This window comes from Lichenibacterium minor (assembly GCF_004137685.1).
GTDB lineage: Bacteria > Pseudomonadota > Alphaproteobacteria > Rhizobiales > Beijerinckiaceae > Lichenihabitans > Lichenihabitans minor.
The window spans coordinates 15,494-29,258 of record NZ_QYBB01000013.1; the positions used below are offsets into that span (position 1 = coordinate 15,494).

A 13,765-nucleotide genomic window follows, 5' to 3' on the forward strand; every position below is an offset into this window, starting at 1 on the left:
CCCGTTCCACGCGTCTTCTCGCGGGGACGATACCATCGAAATGCTTATCCGAACCTCGCGTCACACGGGATTCGGGCGGAAATCGGTGCGGCTGCCCGGCAAGCGCAGCACGGCGCGCAGGCCGCCCAACGGGCTCTCGTCCAGGGTGAAGGTGCCGCCGTAGGTGCCGGCGAGGTCGGTGACGATGCTGAGGCCGAGGCCCGAGCCGGGCTTCGATTCGTCGAGGCGGCGGCCCCGCCGCGCCACTTGGCCCCGCGCTTCGGCGTCGAGCCCGTCGCCGTCGTCGTCGACGTAGATGAGCAGCGCCGAGGGCCCGAGCTCGCCGGGGTCGTTGGTGGTTTCCACCGTGACCCGGACACGGCCCGAAGCCCACTTGCCGGCGTTGTCGACGAGGTTGCCGACGAGGTCCTCGAGGTCCTGCTTCTCGCCGCGGAAGCGCAGGCCGTCCGGGAGCTCGGCCTCGAAGACAACGTCGCGGTCGCGGTAGATCTTGCCGAACGTGCGCACGAGCCCGTCGATGACGGGGCGCACGTCCGTCACCGTGCCGATCACGGTGGAGCGGGCCGCCGCGCGGGCGCGGTCGAGGTAGTAGGTGACCTGGTCGCGCATGATGCCCACCTGGTCGCGCACCTTGGCGGCAAGGCCGTCGGGCTCGCCGGCGCCGGGCGACGACACCTCGTTGACGATGACGCTGAGCGGCGTCTTCAACGCGTGCGCCAGGTTGCCCACGTGGGTGCGAGCGCGGTCGACGATCTCGCGGTTCGCGACGATCAGCAGGTTGAGCTCGTTGGCGAGGGGCGCGATCTCGCGCGGGTATTCGCCCTCGATCCGCTCGGCGTCGCCCTGGCGGATGGCCGCCACGCCGGCGCCGAGCTGGCGCAGGGGCCGCAGGCCGAACCGCACCTGCAGAACGGTCGACAGGATCAGAGCCAGGGCCAGCACGGCCAGCGTGACCTCCAGCGCCACGTTGAAGGACTGGATATCGAGTTCGACCTCCTCCGGGGACGCCGCGACCTGGACGAGGTAGCGGTGCTTGTCGTCGGTCTCGATGTCGCGCTCCACGAGGCGCAGCCGGCGGTCGTCCGGCCCCACCGCATAGCCGCGCCGGATGCCGCCGACCTCCGATTCGACGCCTTCGCCCGTCAGTCTCGGCAATCGCTCGGCGAAGAGCGAGCGCGACGCGCGGATGTCGTTCGGGTCGCCGTCGAGCGGCGTGATCTGCCAGTACCAGCCGGACAGCGGCAGCTCGAACATGGTTTCGCCGAGCTGGCCGAGGTTGGAATGCGTCTCGTCCCCGGGGTCGCCGAGGTTGGCCGCCAGCGCCCGGACGTAGACGGACAGGCGCTGGTCGAAGTCGGCCTCGGCCGAGCGGCGGTTGATCGCCGACAGGGTCACGCCGGCGAGCAGCAGGATCAGCACGCTCCAGAAAGCGGCCGACAGGAACAGCCGCGTCGCGATGGAGCGCGTGCCGAACCGGTCGAACGCGCGGGCGCGTGCCGACACGCTCACGCGTCCTTCTTGGGCGCGGCCTTGCGCTCGCCTTCGGGCGGCGCCACCAGGTAGCCGAGCCCCCGCATGGTCTGGATGATCTCGACGCCGAGCTTGCGGCGGAGCCGGCCGACGAAGACCTCGATGGTGTTGGAATCCCGGTCGAAGTCCTGGTCGTAGAGGTGTTCCACGATCTCGCCCCGCGACACGATGCGGCCGGTGTGGTGCATGAGGTAGGACAGCAGGCGGTATTCGTGGGAGGTCAGCTTCACGGCGTTGCCGTCGACCGCGACGCGGCCCGCCCGGGTGTCGAGCGTGACGGGCCCGCAGGTGAGCTCGGCGCTGGCGTGGCCGGCGGCCCGGCGCAGCAGCGCGCGGACGCGGGCCAGCACCTCCTCCATGTGGAACGGCTTCGCCACGTAGTCGTCGGCGCCGGCGTCGAACCCCTTCACCTTGTCGCTCCAGCGGTCGCGCGCCGTGAGGATCAGCACCGGCATGGCACGGCCGGCCGCACGCCAGGCTTCCAGCACGGCGAGGCCGTCCCGCTTCGGCAGGCCGATGTCGAGCACCACGGCGTCGTAGGGTTCGGTGTCGCCCAGAAAGTGGCCTTCCTCGCCGTCGTAGGCGCGGTCCACCGCGTAGCCGGCCCCCTCCAGCCCCGCCACGATCTGGCGGTTCAGGTCACGGTCGTCCTCGACCACCAGCAGCCTCATGGCGCAGTCCTCGCGATATGCCCGCCGGGGCGGATCAGGGGTTCGGGTGCTCGCCCAGCGGAGCGCCCGTCGCGGCCGCGACGAGCCGGTGGGTGACGGGGCCGTCCCGGCCGAGCAGCGTGACGTCGTAGACGAGTTCGCCGCGGAACCAGCAGAGCTGGATGTCGATGGCTTCCGCGTTGCCGAGGTTCGAGGCTTCCCGCAGGGCGCGGATGGGCGGCACGAGCCCCTTCTCGAAGAACAGCTCGCGCGCCCGGGCCGGCCGGACGCAGGCCAGAGGCTGCGCGTCGTCGGGAGGGCCTTGGGCCACGGCGGCCCCGCAGCTCGAGGCCAGCACGGCCAGGATCAGGGCGGCGCGGGTCATGCCGACACGCTAGGCCGAGCCGCTGAATAGGCGGTGAATGCGCCGCCGGGTTTGACCCCGACGCGGGTCCCTGCATTGACACCCTTCGCGAGCGCGGCCATGGGGCGGGGGGCGTTGGACATGGACTGCACCTGTTCGGCCCCGCGCCAGGCGGCGCGTCGCCCGAGCCGGGCCGATCGCGCGGCGCCGGCGCCCGACGCGCCGACCGTGTCGCAATATGCCGTGCCGGGCAACCTCGCCGAACGGGGCTGCGAAGCCGCGCGCCCTGTGGCAGGACGGGCCCAGAACCGTCGTGCCACGCGGGGCCACGGCCGCGCGGAGCGCGGGCGCTGCCGGCCTCTGTGGCGCCCCGCGCGGGGGCGCTTCGACGACGATCTCGGGCGCGAACTGGCGCGGGCGCGTTTCGCCGGCGCCGGCGGCGCGGCCCGCCACACGGGAGCGGCGCGCGCCGCGGGAAGGGATCGACCATGCTGGCCCGACGCTTGAACGCCGTCCTGGCGCGCCGCGGCATCCATTACGCCTGGGTGGTGGCGGCGCTGACGTTTCTGGCCATGCTGACCACGGCCGGCGCCATGGGGCTGCCCGGGGCGCTGATCCTGCCGCTGAACGCCGAATACGGCTGGTCGACCGCGACGATCTCGTCGGCGCTGGCGCTGCGCATCCTGCTGTTCGGCCTCATGGCGCCCTTCTCCGCCGCCTTCATCCTGCGCTTCGGCCTGCGCGCCGTGATCGTCTGCGCGGTGGCACTCATCTCGGGCGGGCTGCTGCTCGCCACCGTCATGACGTCGTTCTGGCACCTCCTGGTGCTCTGGGGCGTGGTGGTCGGGCTCGGCACGGGGCTGACCGCGATGGTCCTCGGCGCCACGGTGGCGAACCGCTGGTTCGCCAAGAGCCGCGGCCTCGTTCTCGGCCTCCTCACCGCCAGCGCGGCGACGGGCCAACTCGCGTTCCTGCCGCTGGCGACCCTGCTGGTCGAACGCGTCGGGTGGCGCGCCGCCGTGTTCCCCACGGTGGCGGCCTGCGTGGCGGTCGCCGCCCTGGTGGCGCTGTTCATGGCCGACCGCCCCGAGGACCTCGGGCTCGGCGCCTACGGCGAGGACGCGCCCCGCGCCGGTGCGGCGGCGGCCCCCGCGGCTTCGGGGCCCGGCCCGGTGCGCCGGGCGCTGCTGACCCTGCGCGAAGCCGCGGGCGTGCCGGCCTTCTGGGCGCTGTTCGCCACCTTCTTCATCTGCGGCCTCTCGACCAACGGCCTGATCCAATCCCACTTCATCCCGTTCTGCTTCGACCATGGGCTCGGGGAAACGGACGCCGCCTCGGTGCTGGCCATGATGGGCATCTTCGACTTCGTCGGCACCGTGGCGTCGGGCTGGCTGTCCGACCGCGTCGACAACCGGTGGCTGCTGTTCTGGTATTACGGGCTGCGGGGCCTGTCGCTGCTGTGGCTGCCGCATTCCACCTTCACGCTCTACGGCCTGTCGGTCTTCGCGATGTTCTACGGGCTCGACTGGATCGCCACCGTGCCGCCCACCGTGCGCCTCGCCGCCAAGAGCTTCGGACGCGAGAAAGGCCCGCTGGTGTTCGGCTGGGTGTTCACGGGGCACCAGCTCGGCGCCGCCGTCGCCACCTCCGGCGCGGGCGCCGTGAGGACCGGCCTCGGCGATTACCTGCCGGCCTTCTACGCCGCGGGCGCGATGTGCCTCGTCGGAGCCCTCGTGGCCCTCGCGGCGGGCGGCCGCCGGCACCGCGACGGCGTTGCCATCGCGGCCTCCCCGGCCGCATAGAAGCGGCGCGGCGCCCGGCCGCGCGCCCGAGGCCCCCCGTGTCGACCCAGAAACCTCGCCCCCCCGGCCGCCGGCCCAACAGCCGGCCTTTCCCTTCCGGCGCACAGGGGCGCACGCCGCCGCGGGACGGCGACCGCGGACATCGCCCACCCCCGCCGCCGCCCGACACCGTCTACCTGTGGGGCACCCACGCCGTCGTCGAGGCGCTGGGCTCGCTGCGCCGCAAGGCGCTGCGGATCTCCGCCACCGAGGCCGCCGTGGAGCGGATCGCCGAACTCGCCGCCGACCGCGGCGTGCCGGTGTCGATCGTGCCCGGCGACGCCATATCGGCGCGGCTGCCGCGCGACGCCGTCCACCAGGGCCTGCTCCTGGAAGCGCGGCGCCTCGAGCCGATCGCGCTCGATGCCCTGCCCGACGATGGCGTCGTGCTGGTGCTCGACCAGATCACCGATCCGCACAACGTCGGCGCCATCCTGCGCACGGCCGCGGCCTTCGGCGTGTCGGCGCTGGTCCTGCAGGACCGGCACGCGCCGGACCTGTCGGGCACCCTGGCCAAAGCCGCCTCGGGCGGGCTGGAACACGTGCCGGTGGCCCTCGTGGTCAACCTCGCCCGCACGCTCGACAAGCTCGGCGAGCGCGGCTTCTTCCGCGTGGGCCTCGACTCGGCCGGCGACGGCTCGCTCGAAGCCATGGACCTGCCGCGCCCGCTGGCTTTGGTGCTGGGCTCGGAAGGGGACGGGCTGCGCCGATTGACCCGCGAACGGTGCGACGCCGTCGCGCGGCTCGACATGCCGGGCCCGATCAAGAGCCTCAACGTGTCCATCGCCTGCGCGGTGGCGTTGACGGTGGCGCGCCTGAAGGCGCCCGCTCAGTAGGCGGTGCCGACCCCGTAGCGGTACACCACGGGCTCGCGCCGCCCCCCGCAAGCGCAACCGGCGCGCCCGTCGCGATCCGACGCGCGCGGGCCCCATCCGACATCCGCCGAGGCCGCGTAGGCGTAACGGTCGTTCGGGCTGTAGGGCGCGTAGGGGCTCGGCCCCAACGGCGGCTCCGCGAAGCGGACGGCCAGCGGCGTTTCGGAGCGGTAAGCGGTGCCGCCCCCCGTCCCGTACACGCTCTGCGTGGCGTAGCTGCCCGTGCCCCCGTAGGTGCCCGGCTGGCCGTAGGTGCCCTGCCCCCCGTAGGTCCCCTGCCCGCCGTAGACGCCCGCGTCGCCGTAGAAGCCGGGTGCGCCGTCGCCGAAACCGAAGTCTCCGCCGACCCCGCCGAAGCCGCCGACGACGACGCCATACCCCCGCCGTGCAGCCAGGCGACGTCGCGCCTCTCCGGCATTCGCGAAGCCGCGCCCGGCGTCGTAGCGCATAGCGGTGGCGACGTGGCCGAAGCCCGCTCGCCCGTTGCTGAAGCCACTTCCGGAGGGCAGCGCCGTCGCGGTGTGGCCGTAGAGGGGCACGCCGCCGCGCGCGAAGCCGCCGAAGCGCGCGGCCGTGCCCGTGTGCCCGTACACGGACAGGTAGGGCCGCATGCCGGACCTCTCGTGGATCACGCCGGCGACGGGCGGCACCCCGCGTCCGCCGCCGCCGAGCGCGCCATGGGACCCGCCGCCGCGGTGAAAGGCGGCACCGCCGCCATGCCCTCCGCCGCCGGCGGAGGCGGGGACCGCGAACAGGATCGAGACCGCGGCCGCCAGGGCGACGCGATCGAAGTGGCTGGCGTGCATGCCGTGCTCCGGAACGGGACGATCCCGCGACAGCGCAATTTAGAAGATCTTCACCTCCGACCTATCCGTCGACCGAAACGTGGTTAATGCATGACTGGCTTGCGATTTGAACACGGGTCTCTTAACCTGAGCGGGTTCGAGAGTGTGGCGGTTCCGCCCCGAATCGATCTACACAGCACAGACGGGGATGGAAACGCGGGGACCTACCCCACGGCGTTCCGCTGAAGCGACCGGCGCGGCCCCAGGCCCGGATCCCGGTCCTCGCGGCGCGCCGTGGCCATGACGCCGACCCACGGCGCGGTCCCGAGCCGACCATCCCGACCGAGATCACAACGGGAGGACCGGCATGCTCGACAAACAGAGCGCAGCGACGATCGACGATACGGACCGCATCATGCGGGATCCGGCATTCCAGGCCCTGGTCAAGGAGCGCACGAGCTTCGGCTGGACGATGTCGATTGCCATGCTGGTGGTGTATCTCGCGTTCATCTTCCTGGCCGCCTTCGGCAAGGGTTTCATGGCCTCGACGATCGCGGGCTCCTTCATCTCCTGGGGGATCGTATTCGGCGTGTTCACGATCGTCTTCGCCTTCGCGTTGACCGGCATCTACGTGTCGCGCGCCAACGGGCGTTTCGACGACCTCACCGCGCAGCTGAACCGGGACGCGATGTGATGCGCCTGGCTTCCCTGTCCCTCGCCGCCGCGGCGGCCTTCACCGCCACCGCCGCCCGCGCGGCCGGCCCGGACCTCGGTCCGACGACCCAGAGCGCCACCAACTGGCCGGCGATCGTCATCTTCCTGCTGTTCGTGCTGCTGACGCTCGGCATCACCTACCGGGCGGCCCGGCAGACCAAGTCGGCCGCCGACTTCTACGCCGCCGGCGGCGCCATCTCGCCCGGCCAGAACGCCCTGGCCATCGCGGGCGACTTCATGTCGGCGGCCTCCTTCCTCGGCATCTCGGCCCTGGTCTTCACCTCAGGCTTCGACGGCCTGATCTACTCCGTCGGCTTTCTCGTGGGCTGGCCCATCGTGCTGTTCCTCATCGCGGAGCGGCTGCGCAACCTCGGCAAGTTCACCTTCGCCGACGTGGCCTCGTTCCGCCTGGACCAGACTGCCATCCGCACCCTGGCGGCGGTCGGCACGCTCACCGTGGTGGCCTTCTACCTGATCGCCCAGATGGTCGGGGCCGGCTCGCTCATCAAGCTTCTGTTCGGCCTGCCCTACGGCTACGCGGTGGCGATCGTCGGCGTGCTGATGATCGTCTACGTGGCCTTCGGCGGCATGAAGGCGACGACCTCGGTGCAGGTCATCAAGGCGTGCCTGCTGCTGTTCGGCGCCACCGTCATGGCTGTCTCGGTGCTGTGGCACTACGGTTTCAACTTCAACGCCATCCTGGCCGACGCCGTGAAGATCCAGCCCAAGGGGCTCGCCATCCTGGGGCCGGGCGGCTTCGTCGCCGACCCCGTGTCGACGGTGTCGCTCGGCCTCGCGCTGATGTTCGGCACCGCCGGCCTGCCGCACATCCTCATGCGCTTCTTCACCGTGAAGGACGCCAAGGCGGCGCGCAAATCGGTGTTCTACGCCACGGGCCTGATCGGCTACTTCTACATTCTCACCTTCATCATCGGCTTCGGGGCGATCGTCTACCTGATGCCGGACTCGTCCTTCTACAACGTCGCGGCGGACGGCACCTACAACAAGCTGACCGGGCTCGTCGGTGGCGGCAACATGCCGGCGCTGGCGCTGTCGAAGGCCGTGGGGGGATCTCTGTTCTACGGCTTCATCGCCGCCGTGGCCTTCGCCACCATCCTGGCCGTCGTGTCCGGCCTGACCCTGGCGGCCGCCAGCGCGGTCAGCCACGACCTCTACGCCAACGTGATCGCCCGCGGGCGCTCGACGGAGCGCAAGGAGGTCCTGGTGTCCAAGGTGACGGCCGTGGTGATCGGCTTTGTCGCCATCGGGCTCGGCTACAAGTTCGAGACGGTGAACGTGGCCTTCATGGTCGGCCTCGCCTTCGCGGTGGCGGCGAGCTGCAACTTCCCGGTGCTGCTCATGTCCCTGATGTGGCGCGGCACCACCACCAACGGTGCGCTGGTGGGCGGCGTGCTCGGCCTCGTCACCGCCGTCGGCATGGTGGTGCTGAGCAAGGGCGTGTGGGTCGCGGTCTTCGGTTACCATGACGCCATCTTCCCCTACGACAACCCGGCGCTGTTCTCGATGCCGCTGGCCTTCGCCGGCATCTACGTCGTGTCGAAGCTGGACAACAGCCGCCGTGCCCAGCGCGAACGCGCGATGTTCGAGCAGCAGTTCGTCCGCTCCGAGACCGGCATCGGCGCCGCCGGAGCCCACGCGCACTGAGGTTCGAGTCGGCATCGGGGGACGGCGCCTTTCGGGCGCCGTCCTTCCCGCGCCGGGCCCGGCCGCGAAAGCCGCTGGGCGAGCGACACGGAACGAGAAAGGGCGCGCATCTCACGATGCGCGCCCTTTCACTTACTCGGCCCCTCAGAAAAGCAGTGCCGGCGATCGACCGTCCCCATCGCCGGCCAGCGCGGCGGCATGCACCGATGCCGTCGAGATGACATCGGCGACCGACGGGACAGGTCGCGGCCGCAGGCCGTGAACCGGCAGCGCCGCGACCGCAAGCCGGACGTGAAGCCGCGCGCCGAGGCGCGCGGCTTCAAACTCAATGGGCGATCACGCCCGAAGCATCGTCCTCGACCGCCGCGGGCTTGCGGACGGCCTTCAGGTCCTCCTCCCACTGGATCGGGACCGGCTGGCGCACGAGGGCGTGGACCAGCACCTCGTCGAGGCGCGACACCGGCACGATCTCCAAGGCGTTCTTCACGCTGTTGGGGATGTCGGCGAGGTCCTTCGCGTTCTCCTCGGGGATCATGACCTTCTTGATGCCGCCGCGCAGGGCGGCGAGCAGTTTCTCCTTCAGGCCGCCGATCGGCAGCACCCGGCCGCGCAGCGTGATCTCGCCCGTCATGGCGATGTCGCGGCGGATCGGGATGCCGGTGATCACCGACACGATCGAGGTCGCCATGGCGACGCCCGCCGACGGCCCGTCCTTCGGGGTCGCCCCTTCCGGCACGTGGACGTGGAAGTCGCGCCGATCGAAGAAGGGCGGCTCGACGCCGAAGTCGGTGGCACGGGAGCGGACGTAGGATGCCGCCGCCGAGATCGACTCCTTCATTACGTCGCGCAGGTTGCCCGTGACGGTCATCTTGCCCTTGCCCGGCATGGCGACCGACTCGATCGTCAGCAGCTCGCCGCCGACCTCGGTCCAGGCGAGGCCGGTGACGACGCCGACCTGATCCTCCGTCTCGGCCTCGCCGTAGCGGAACTTCGCCACGCCGAGGTAGTCGGCGAGGTTCTCGTCCGTCACCTTCACGGAGGTCGACTCCGACATCATGATCTCCTTCACGGCCTTGCGGGCCAGGTTGGAGATCTCGCGCTCGAGGTTGCGGACGCCGGCTTCCCGCGTGTAGCGGCGCACGACGGTCAGCAGGGCCTCGTCGGTGATCGACCACTCTTCCTTGGACAGGCCGTGCTTGGACACCGCCACCGGGATGAGATGCGTGCGGGCGATCTCGGCCTTCTCTTCCTCCGTGTAGCCGGCGATCCTGATGATCTCCATGCGGTCCATCAGGGGACCGGGGATGTTCAGGGTGTTGGCGGTGGTCACGAACATCACGTTCGACAGGTCGTAATCGACCTCGAGGTAATGGTCGTTGAAGGTCGCGTTCTGCTCGGGGTCGAGGACCTCCAGCAGGGCCGAGGACGGGTCGCCGCGGAAGTCCTGGCCCATCTTGTCGATCTCGTCGAGCAGGAAGAGCGGGTTGGACGTCTTGGCCTTGCGCATCGACTGGATGATCTTGCCGGGCATCGAGCCGATGTAGGTGCGCCGATGGCCGCGGATCTCCGCCTCGTCGCGCACGCCGCCGAGCGAGATGCGGACGAACTCGCGCCCCGTCGCCTTGGCGATCGAGCGGCCGAGCGACGTCTTGCCGACGCCGGGCGGGCCGACGAGGCACAGGATCGGCCCCGTGAGCTTGTTGGCGCGGCTCTGCACCGCGAGATACTCGATGATGCGCTCCTTGACCTTGTCGAGCCCGTAATGGTCCGAATTCAGGGTCGACTCGGCGAGCGGCAGGTCGCGCTTGATCTTGGAGCGCTTGTTCCACGGGATCGAGAGCAGCCAATCCAGGTAGTTGCGCACCACCGTGGCCTCGGCCGACATGGGCGACATCTGCTTCAGCTTCTTCAGCTCGGCCTGCGCCTTGTCGCGGGCCTCCTTGGACAGCTTGGTTTCCTTGATGCGCCCCTCGAGCTCGCTGAGGTCGTCCTTGCCGTCCTCGTCGCCCAGCTCCTTCTGGATCGCCTTCATCTGCTCGTTGAGGTAGTACTCGCGCTGCGTCTTCTCCATCTGCCGCTTGACGCGGGTGCGGATGCGCTTCTCGACCTGCAGCACGGAGATCTCGCTCTCCATGAGGCCCAGGCACTTCTCCAGCCGCTGGCTGACCGACGTGGTTTCCAGGATGCCCTGCTTGTCGGAGATCTTCACGGCGAGGTGGGACGCCACCGTGTCGGCGAGCTTGGGGTAGTCGGAGATCTGGCCGACCGCCGCGACGACCTCGGGCGAGATCTTCTTGTTCAGCTTGACGTAGTTCTCGAACTCGCTGACCACCGAGCGGGCCAGGGCCTCGACCTCGACCTTGTCGAGCGGATCGTCCGCCAGCGCCTCGGCGTCGGCCTCGTAGAACTCGTCCGTGCGGACGTATTTGCCGACCTTGGCGCGGCGCGAGCCCTCGACCAGCACCTTCACGGTGCCGTCGGGCAACTTCAGCAGCTGCAGCACCGAGGCGAGCGTGCCCGTGGTGAAGATGGCGTCGGTGGCGGGATCGTCGTCGGTCGCATTCACCTGCGTGGCCAGCAGGATGAACTTGTCCGCCTTCATCACCTCCTCGAGGGCGCGGATGGACTTCTCGCGCCCGACGAAGAGGGGAACGATCATGTGCGGGAACACGACGATGTCGCGCAGCGGCAGGACCGGATAGGTGTCGATGGAGCCGGGCGTGGCGGGGACGCGTTTCGGACTGGTCATGCTGCATCCTGTCGGGAGTGAGACGCACGCCGGCGCTTCTCCTGAAGCCGCCGTCGGTCGATCGGCCCCCTTCGCGACCTCCGCCCGCCGCCCAAGCCCGGGGTCGGGCGGAGGCGGCAGTCGACGATCAGGAAGGGACCCTTCGCCGCCGAAACGCCTGGCAAGTTCCACACCGCCACACGGACCTGCGACACGCCACGGGGCCAAAGGTCTGCACCCCGGGGCACGAGGCGACCGGATCGGGCGGTGGAAGCCGCCCCGTCGCCGATGCCCTGATGGGAAGATGGCGGTCACCCAACCGTCATTCAAGCTTTATCGCGGGCCGGCCGAAGCCCTGTCCCGCTTCGGGCAAGCCCCGAACGGCGAAGGGCGGGACCGTCGCCGGTCCCGCCCTTCCGTCCGATCCGTCAGGCGCTGGCGGCCCCGCCCGTCCCCGTCTTCTCCGCCCCGCGTTCGGAGTAGATGTAGAGGGGCCGGGCATTGCCCTCGACCACCTCGGGGCCGATGACCACCTGTTCGACCCCGTCGAGACCCGGAAGGTCGAACATGGTGTCGAGCAGGATGCCCTCCATGATGGACCGCAGGCCGCGGGCGCCGGTCCGGCGCTCGATCGCCTTCTTGGCCACGACGTTCAGGGCCTCGTCCTGGAACATCAGCTCCGTCGATTCCATCTCGAACAGGCGCTGGTACTGCTTCACCAGAGCGTTCTTCGGCTCGGTGAGGATCTTCTTCAGCGCTTCCTCGTCGAGGTCCTCCAGCGTGGCGATCACCGGCAGGCGGCCGACGAACTCCGGGATGAGGCCGAACTTCAGCAGGTCCTCGGGCTCCACCTTGCGGAACACCTCGCCGGTGCGCCGGTCGTCCGGCGCCTGGACCTTGGCGGCGAAGCCGATCGACGTGCCCTTGCCACGGCCCGAGATGATCTTCTCCAGGCCCGCGAAGGCGCCGCCGCAGATGAACAGGATGTTGGTCGTGTCCACCTGCAGGAACTCCTGCTGCGGGTGCTTGCGGCCGCCCTGCGGCGGCACGGACGCGACCGTGCCCTCCATGATCTTCAGCAGGGCCTGCTGCACGCCCTCGCCGGACACGTCCCGGGTGATGGACGGGTTGTCGGACTTGCGGGAAATCTTGTCGATCTCGTCGATGTAGACGATGCCGCGCTGCGCCCGCTCGACGTTGTAGTCGGAAGCCTGGAGCAGCTTGAGGATGATGTTCTCGACGTCCTCGCCGACGTAGCCGGCCTCGGTCAGCGTCGTCGCGTCCGCCATGGTGAAGGGCACATCGAGGATGCGGGCGAGCGTCTGGGCGAGCAGCGTCTTGCCGGAGCCGGTGGGCCCGATCAGCAGGATGTTGGACTTCGCCAGCTCGACGTCGTTGTGCTTCTGCGCGTGGTTCAGGCGCTTGTAGTGGTTGTGCACCGCCACCGACAGCACGCGCTTGGCCTGCGGCTGGCCGATCACGTAGTCGTCGAGGACCTTGCAGATCTCACGAGGGGTCGGAATGCCGTCGCGACGGTTCACCAGCGAGGACTTGTTCTCCTCCCGGATGATGTCCATGCACAGCTCGACGCATTCATCGCAGATGAAGACCGTCGGGCCCGCGATCAGCTTGCGGACTTCATGCTGGCTCTTGCCGCAGAAGGAGCAATACAGCGTATTTTTCGAGTCGCTGCCGCCGGCTTTAACCATTGTCGTCTCCACTCCGACCCGCTTCGCGCCGGGCGCGACTCGAATCATTCCTAGAAATTAGCCGCGGCCGGCTAACGAAAGGTGCACCACGTGGAAGGTCGCGATGTCGCATCGCGCGCCCTTCCCCGGGCCGACCCTCGGAAGCCACCACAGCTTTTCGGCGAGATCAAGCCGGGGCCGGCGGCGTGGCCCCGGCGCCGGCCTCACTTCGCGTCGGTCGATTCCACGCGCACCGTTTCGACCTTGTCGATGATGCCGAAGGCCTGGGCTTCGTCGGCGGTCATGAAATGGTCGCGGTCGAGGGTGCGCTCGATCGTCTCGTAGTCCTTGCCGGTGTGCTTGACGTAGATCTCGTTCAGCCGGCGCTTGATCTTGGTGATGTCCTCGGCGTGGCGCAGGATGTCGGACGCCTGCCCCTGGAAGCCGCCGGACGGCTGATGCACCATGACGCGGGCGTTGGGCAGCGCGTAGCGCATCCCGGCCTCGCCGGCGCAGAGCAGGAGCGAGCCCATGGAGGCCGCCTGGCCGACGCAGAGCGTCGACACCTTCGGGCGGATGAACTGCATCGTGTCGTAGATGGCCAAGCCCGCCGTCACCACGCCGCCCGGCGAGTTGATGTAGAGCGAGATTTCCTTTTTCGGGTTCTCGGCTTCGAGGAACAACAGCTGGGCGATCACCACGGACGCCATGTTGTCCTCCACCGGCCCGGTGAGGAAGATGATGCGCTCGCGCAGCAGGCGCGAATAGATGTCGAAGCCCCGCTCGCCGCGGCTGGTGTTCTCGATCACCTGGGGGATGAGGTAGTTGTTGTACATCGCGATCGGATCCTGCATCGGACCGGTCCTCTTCCCTGTCAGCGGCCCCGGAGCGCCCGTCGATCGGGCGGGATTGCCAAATCGGACGG

General features: G+C 69.8%; 12 protein-coding genes. 5 read left to right on the forward strand and 7 right to left on the reverse strand.

Translation table 11 applies throughout. The features are described from left to right. Window positions 1-60 precede the first annotated feature (60 nt). Genes D3273_RS12765 through D3273_RS12775 form a run of 3 tightly spaced genes read right to left on the reverse strand, consistent with a single transcriptional unit; the run spans window position 61 to window position 2,565 of the window. A complete protein-coding gene (locus D3273_RS12765) occupies window positions 61-1,503 on the reverse strand; it encodes an ATP-binding protein (RefSeq protein ID WP_129227117.1) in 1,443 nt (480 codons plus the stop codon). A gap of 2 nt (window positions 1,504-1,505) precedes the next feature. Next, window positions 1,506-2,201, reverse strand: a complete 696-nt coding sequence (locus tag D3273_RS12770; RefSeq protein ID WP_129227119.1) for a response regulator transcription factor — start codon at window positions 2,199-2,201, stop codon at window positions 1,506-1,508. 34 nt (window positions 2,202-2,235) lie between these two features. Continuing rightward, the gene (locus D3273_RS12775) at window positions 2,236-2,565 is read right to left on the reverse strand and encodes a PepSY domain-containing protein (RefSeq protein WP_129227121.1); all 330 of its coding nucleotides are present in this window, start codon (window positions 2,563-2,565) and stop codon (window positions 2,236-2,238) included. A gap of 120 nt (window positions 2,566-2,685) precedes the next feature. On the opposite strand from D3273_RS12775, the gene D3273_RS12780 reads away from it, so the two are divergent. From D3273_RS12780 to rlmB, 3 genes are read left to right on the forward strand one after another with little or no spacing between them, the layout of a single operon-like run. Continuing rightward, entirely contained in the window at window positions 2,686-3,051 is a 366-nt protein-coding gene (locus D3273_RS12780) for a hypothetical protein (protein ID WP_129227122.1), read from the forward strand. Then, complete coding sequence (locus D3273_RS12785; RefSeq protein ID WP_129227124.1) at window positions 3,033-4,346, forward strand: MFS transporter; 1,314 nt, start codon at window positions 3,033-3,035, stop codon at window positions 4,344-4,346. Before D3273_RS12780 ends, D3273_RS12785 begins: the two co-directional genes overlap by 19 nt. A 38-nt stretch (window positions 4,347-4,384) precedes the next feature. After that, complete coding sequence (rlmB, locus tag D3273_RS12790) at window positions 4,385-5,221, forward strand: 23S rRNA (guanosine(2251)-2'-O)-methyltransferase RlmB (RefSeq protein ID WP_129227125.1); 837 nt, start codon at window positions 4,385-4,387, stop codon at window positions 5,219-5,221. On the opposite strand, the gene D3273_RS12795 is transcribed toward rlmB, so the two are convergent. Beyond that, entirely contained in the window at window positions 5,215-6,066 is an 852-nt protein-coding gene (locus tag D3273_RS12795; protein ID WP_129227127.1) for a hypothetical protein, read from the reverse strand. The two genes, rlmB and D3273_RS12795, sit on opposite strands and share 7 nt — an antisense overlap. Before the next feature lie 346 nt (window positions 6,067-6,412). Between D3273_RS12795 and D3273_RS12800 the strand changes: the two genes are divergently transcribed. Both D3273_RS12800 and D3273_RS12805 read left to right on the forward strand, forming a co-directional pair. Next, window positions 6,413-6,739, forward strand: coding sequence for a DUF485 domain-containing protein (locus D3273_RS12800; protein ID WP_129227129.1), 327 nt, complete (start codon window positions 6,413-6,415; stop codon window positions 6,737-6,739). Next, complete coding sequence (locus D3273_RS12805) at window positions 6,739-8,424, forward strand: cation acetate symporter (protein WP_129227131.1); 1,686 nt, start codon at window positions 6,739-6,741, stop codon at window positions 8,422-8,424. Before D3273_RS12800 ends, D3273_RS12805 begins: the two co-directional genes overlap by 1 nt. A 325-nt stretch (window positions 8,425-8,749) precedes the next feature. Here D3273_RS12805 and lon read toward each other — a convergent pair whose 3' ends face one another. From lon to D3273_RS12820, 3 genes are all read right to left on the reverse strand, one after another. Continuing rightward, window positions 8,750-11,173 carry an endopeptidase La gene (gene lon / locus D3273_RS12810; protein ID WP_129227133.1) on the reverse strand — a complete coding sequence of 808 codons (2,424 nt, stop codon included), beginning with the start codon at window positions 11,171-11,173 and terminating at the stop codon, window positions 8,750-8,752. 407 nt (window positions 11,174-11,580) lie between these two features. Beyond that, window positions 11,581-12,861: an ATP-dependent Clp protease ATP-binding subunit ClpX gene (gene clpX / locus D3273_RS12815; protein ID WP_129227135.1), complete on the reverse strand. Its 1,281-nt coding sequence runs from the start codon at window positions 12,859-12,861 to the stop codon at window positions 11,581-11,583. 203 nt (window positions 12,862-13,064) lie between these two features. Continuing rightward, window positions 13,065-13,694: an ATP-dependent Clp protease proteolytic subunit gene (locus D3273_RS12820; protein WP_129227137.1), complete on the reverse strand. Its 630-nt coding sequence runs from the start codon at window positions 13,692-13,694 to the stop codon at window positions 13,065-13,067. Window positions 13,695-13,765 lie beyond the last annotated feature (71 nt).

What these genes read in the sequence shown, in the direction of transcription:
- clpX (WP_129227135.1), bottom strand. Translation starts at nt 12,861, where the DNA reads ATGGTTAAAGCCGGCGGCAGCGACTCGAAAAATACGCTGTATTGCTCC.
- D3273_RS12785 (WP_129227124.1), top strand. Translation starts at nt 3,033, where the DNA reads ATGCTGGCCCGACGCTTGAACGCCGTCCTGGCGCGCCGCGGCATCCAT.
- D3273_RS12795 (WP_129227127.1), bottom strand. Translation starts at nt 6,066, where the DNA reads ATGCACGCCAGCCACTTCGATCGCGTCGCCCTGGCGGCCGCGGTCTCG.
- D3273_RS12780 (WP_129227122.1), top strand. Translation starts at nt 2,686, where the DNA reads ATGGACTGCACCTGTTCGGCCCCGCGCCAGGCGGCGCGTCGCCCGAGC.
- D3273_RS12775 (WP_129227121.1), bottom strand. Translation starts at nt 2,565, where the DNA reads ATGACCCGCGCCGCCCTGATCCTGGCCGTGCTGGCCTCGAGCTGCGGG.
- D3273_RS12770 (WP_129227119.1), bottom strand. Translation starts at nt 2,201, where the DNA reads ATGAGGCTGCTGGTGGTCGAGGACGACCGTGACCTGAACCGCCAGATC.
- D3273_RS12805 (WP_129227131.1), top strand. Translation starts at nt 6,739, where the DNA reads ATGCGCCTGGCTTCCCTGTCCCTCGCCGCCGCGGCGGCCTTCACCGCC.
- D3273_RS12820 (WP_129227137.1), bottom strand. Translation starts at nt 13,694, where the DNA reads ATGCAGGATCCGATCGCGATGTACAACAACTACCTCATCCCCCAGGTG.
- lon (WP_129227133.1), bottom strand. Translation starts at nt 11,173, where the DNA reads ATGACCAGTCCGAAACGCGTCCCCGCCACGCCCGGCTCCATCGACACC.
- D3273_RS12800 (WP_129227129.1), top strand. Translation starts at nt 6,413, where the DNA reads ATGCTCGACAAACAGAGCGCAGCGACGATCGACGATACGGACCGCATC.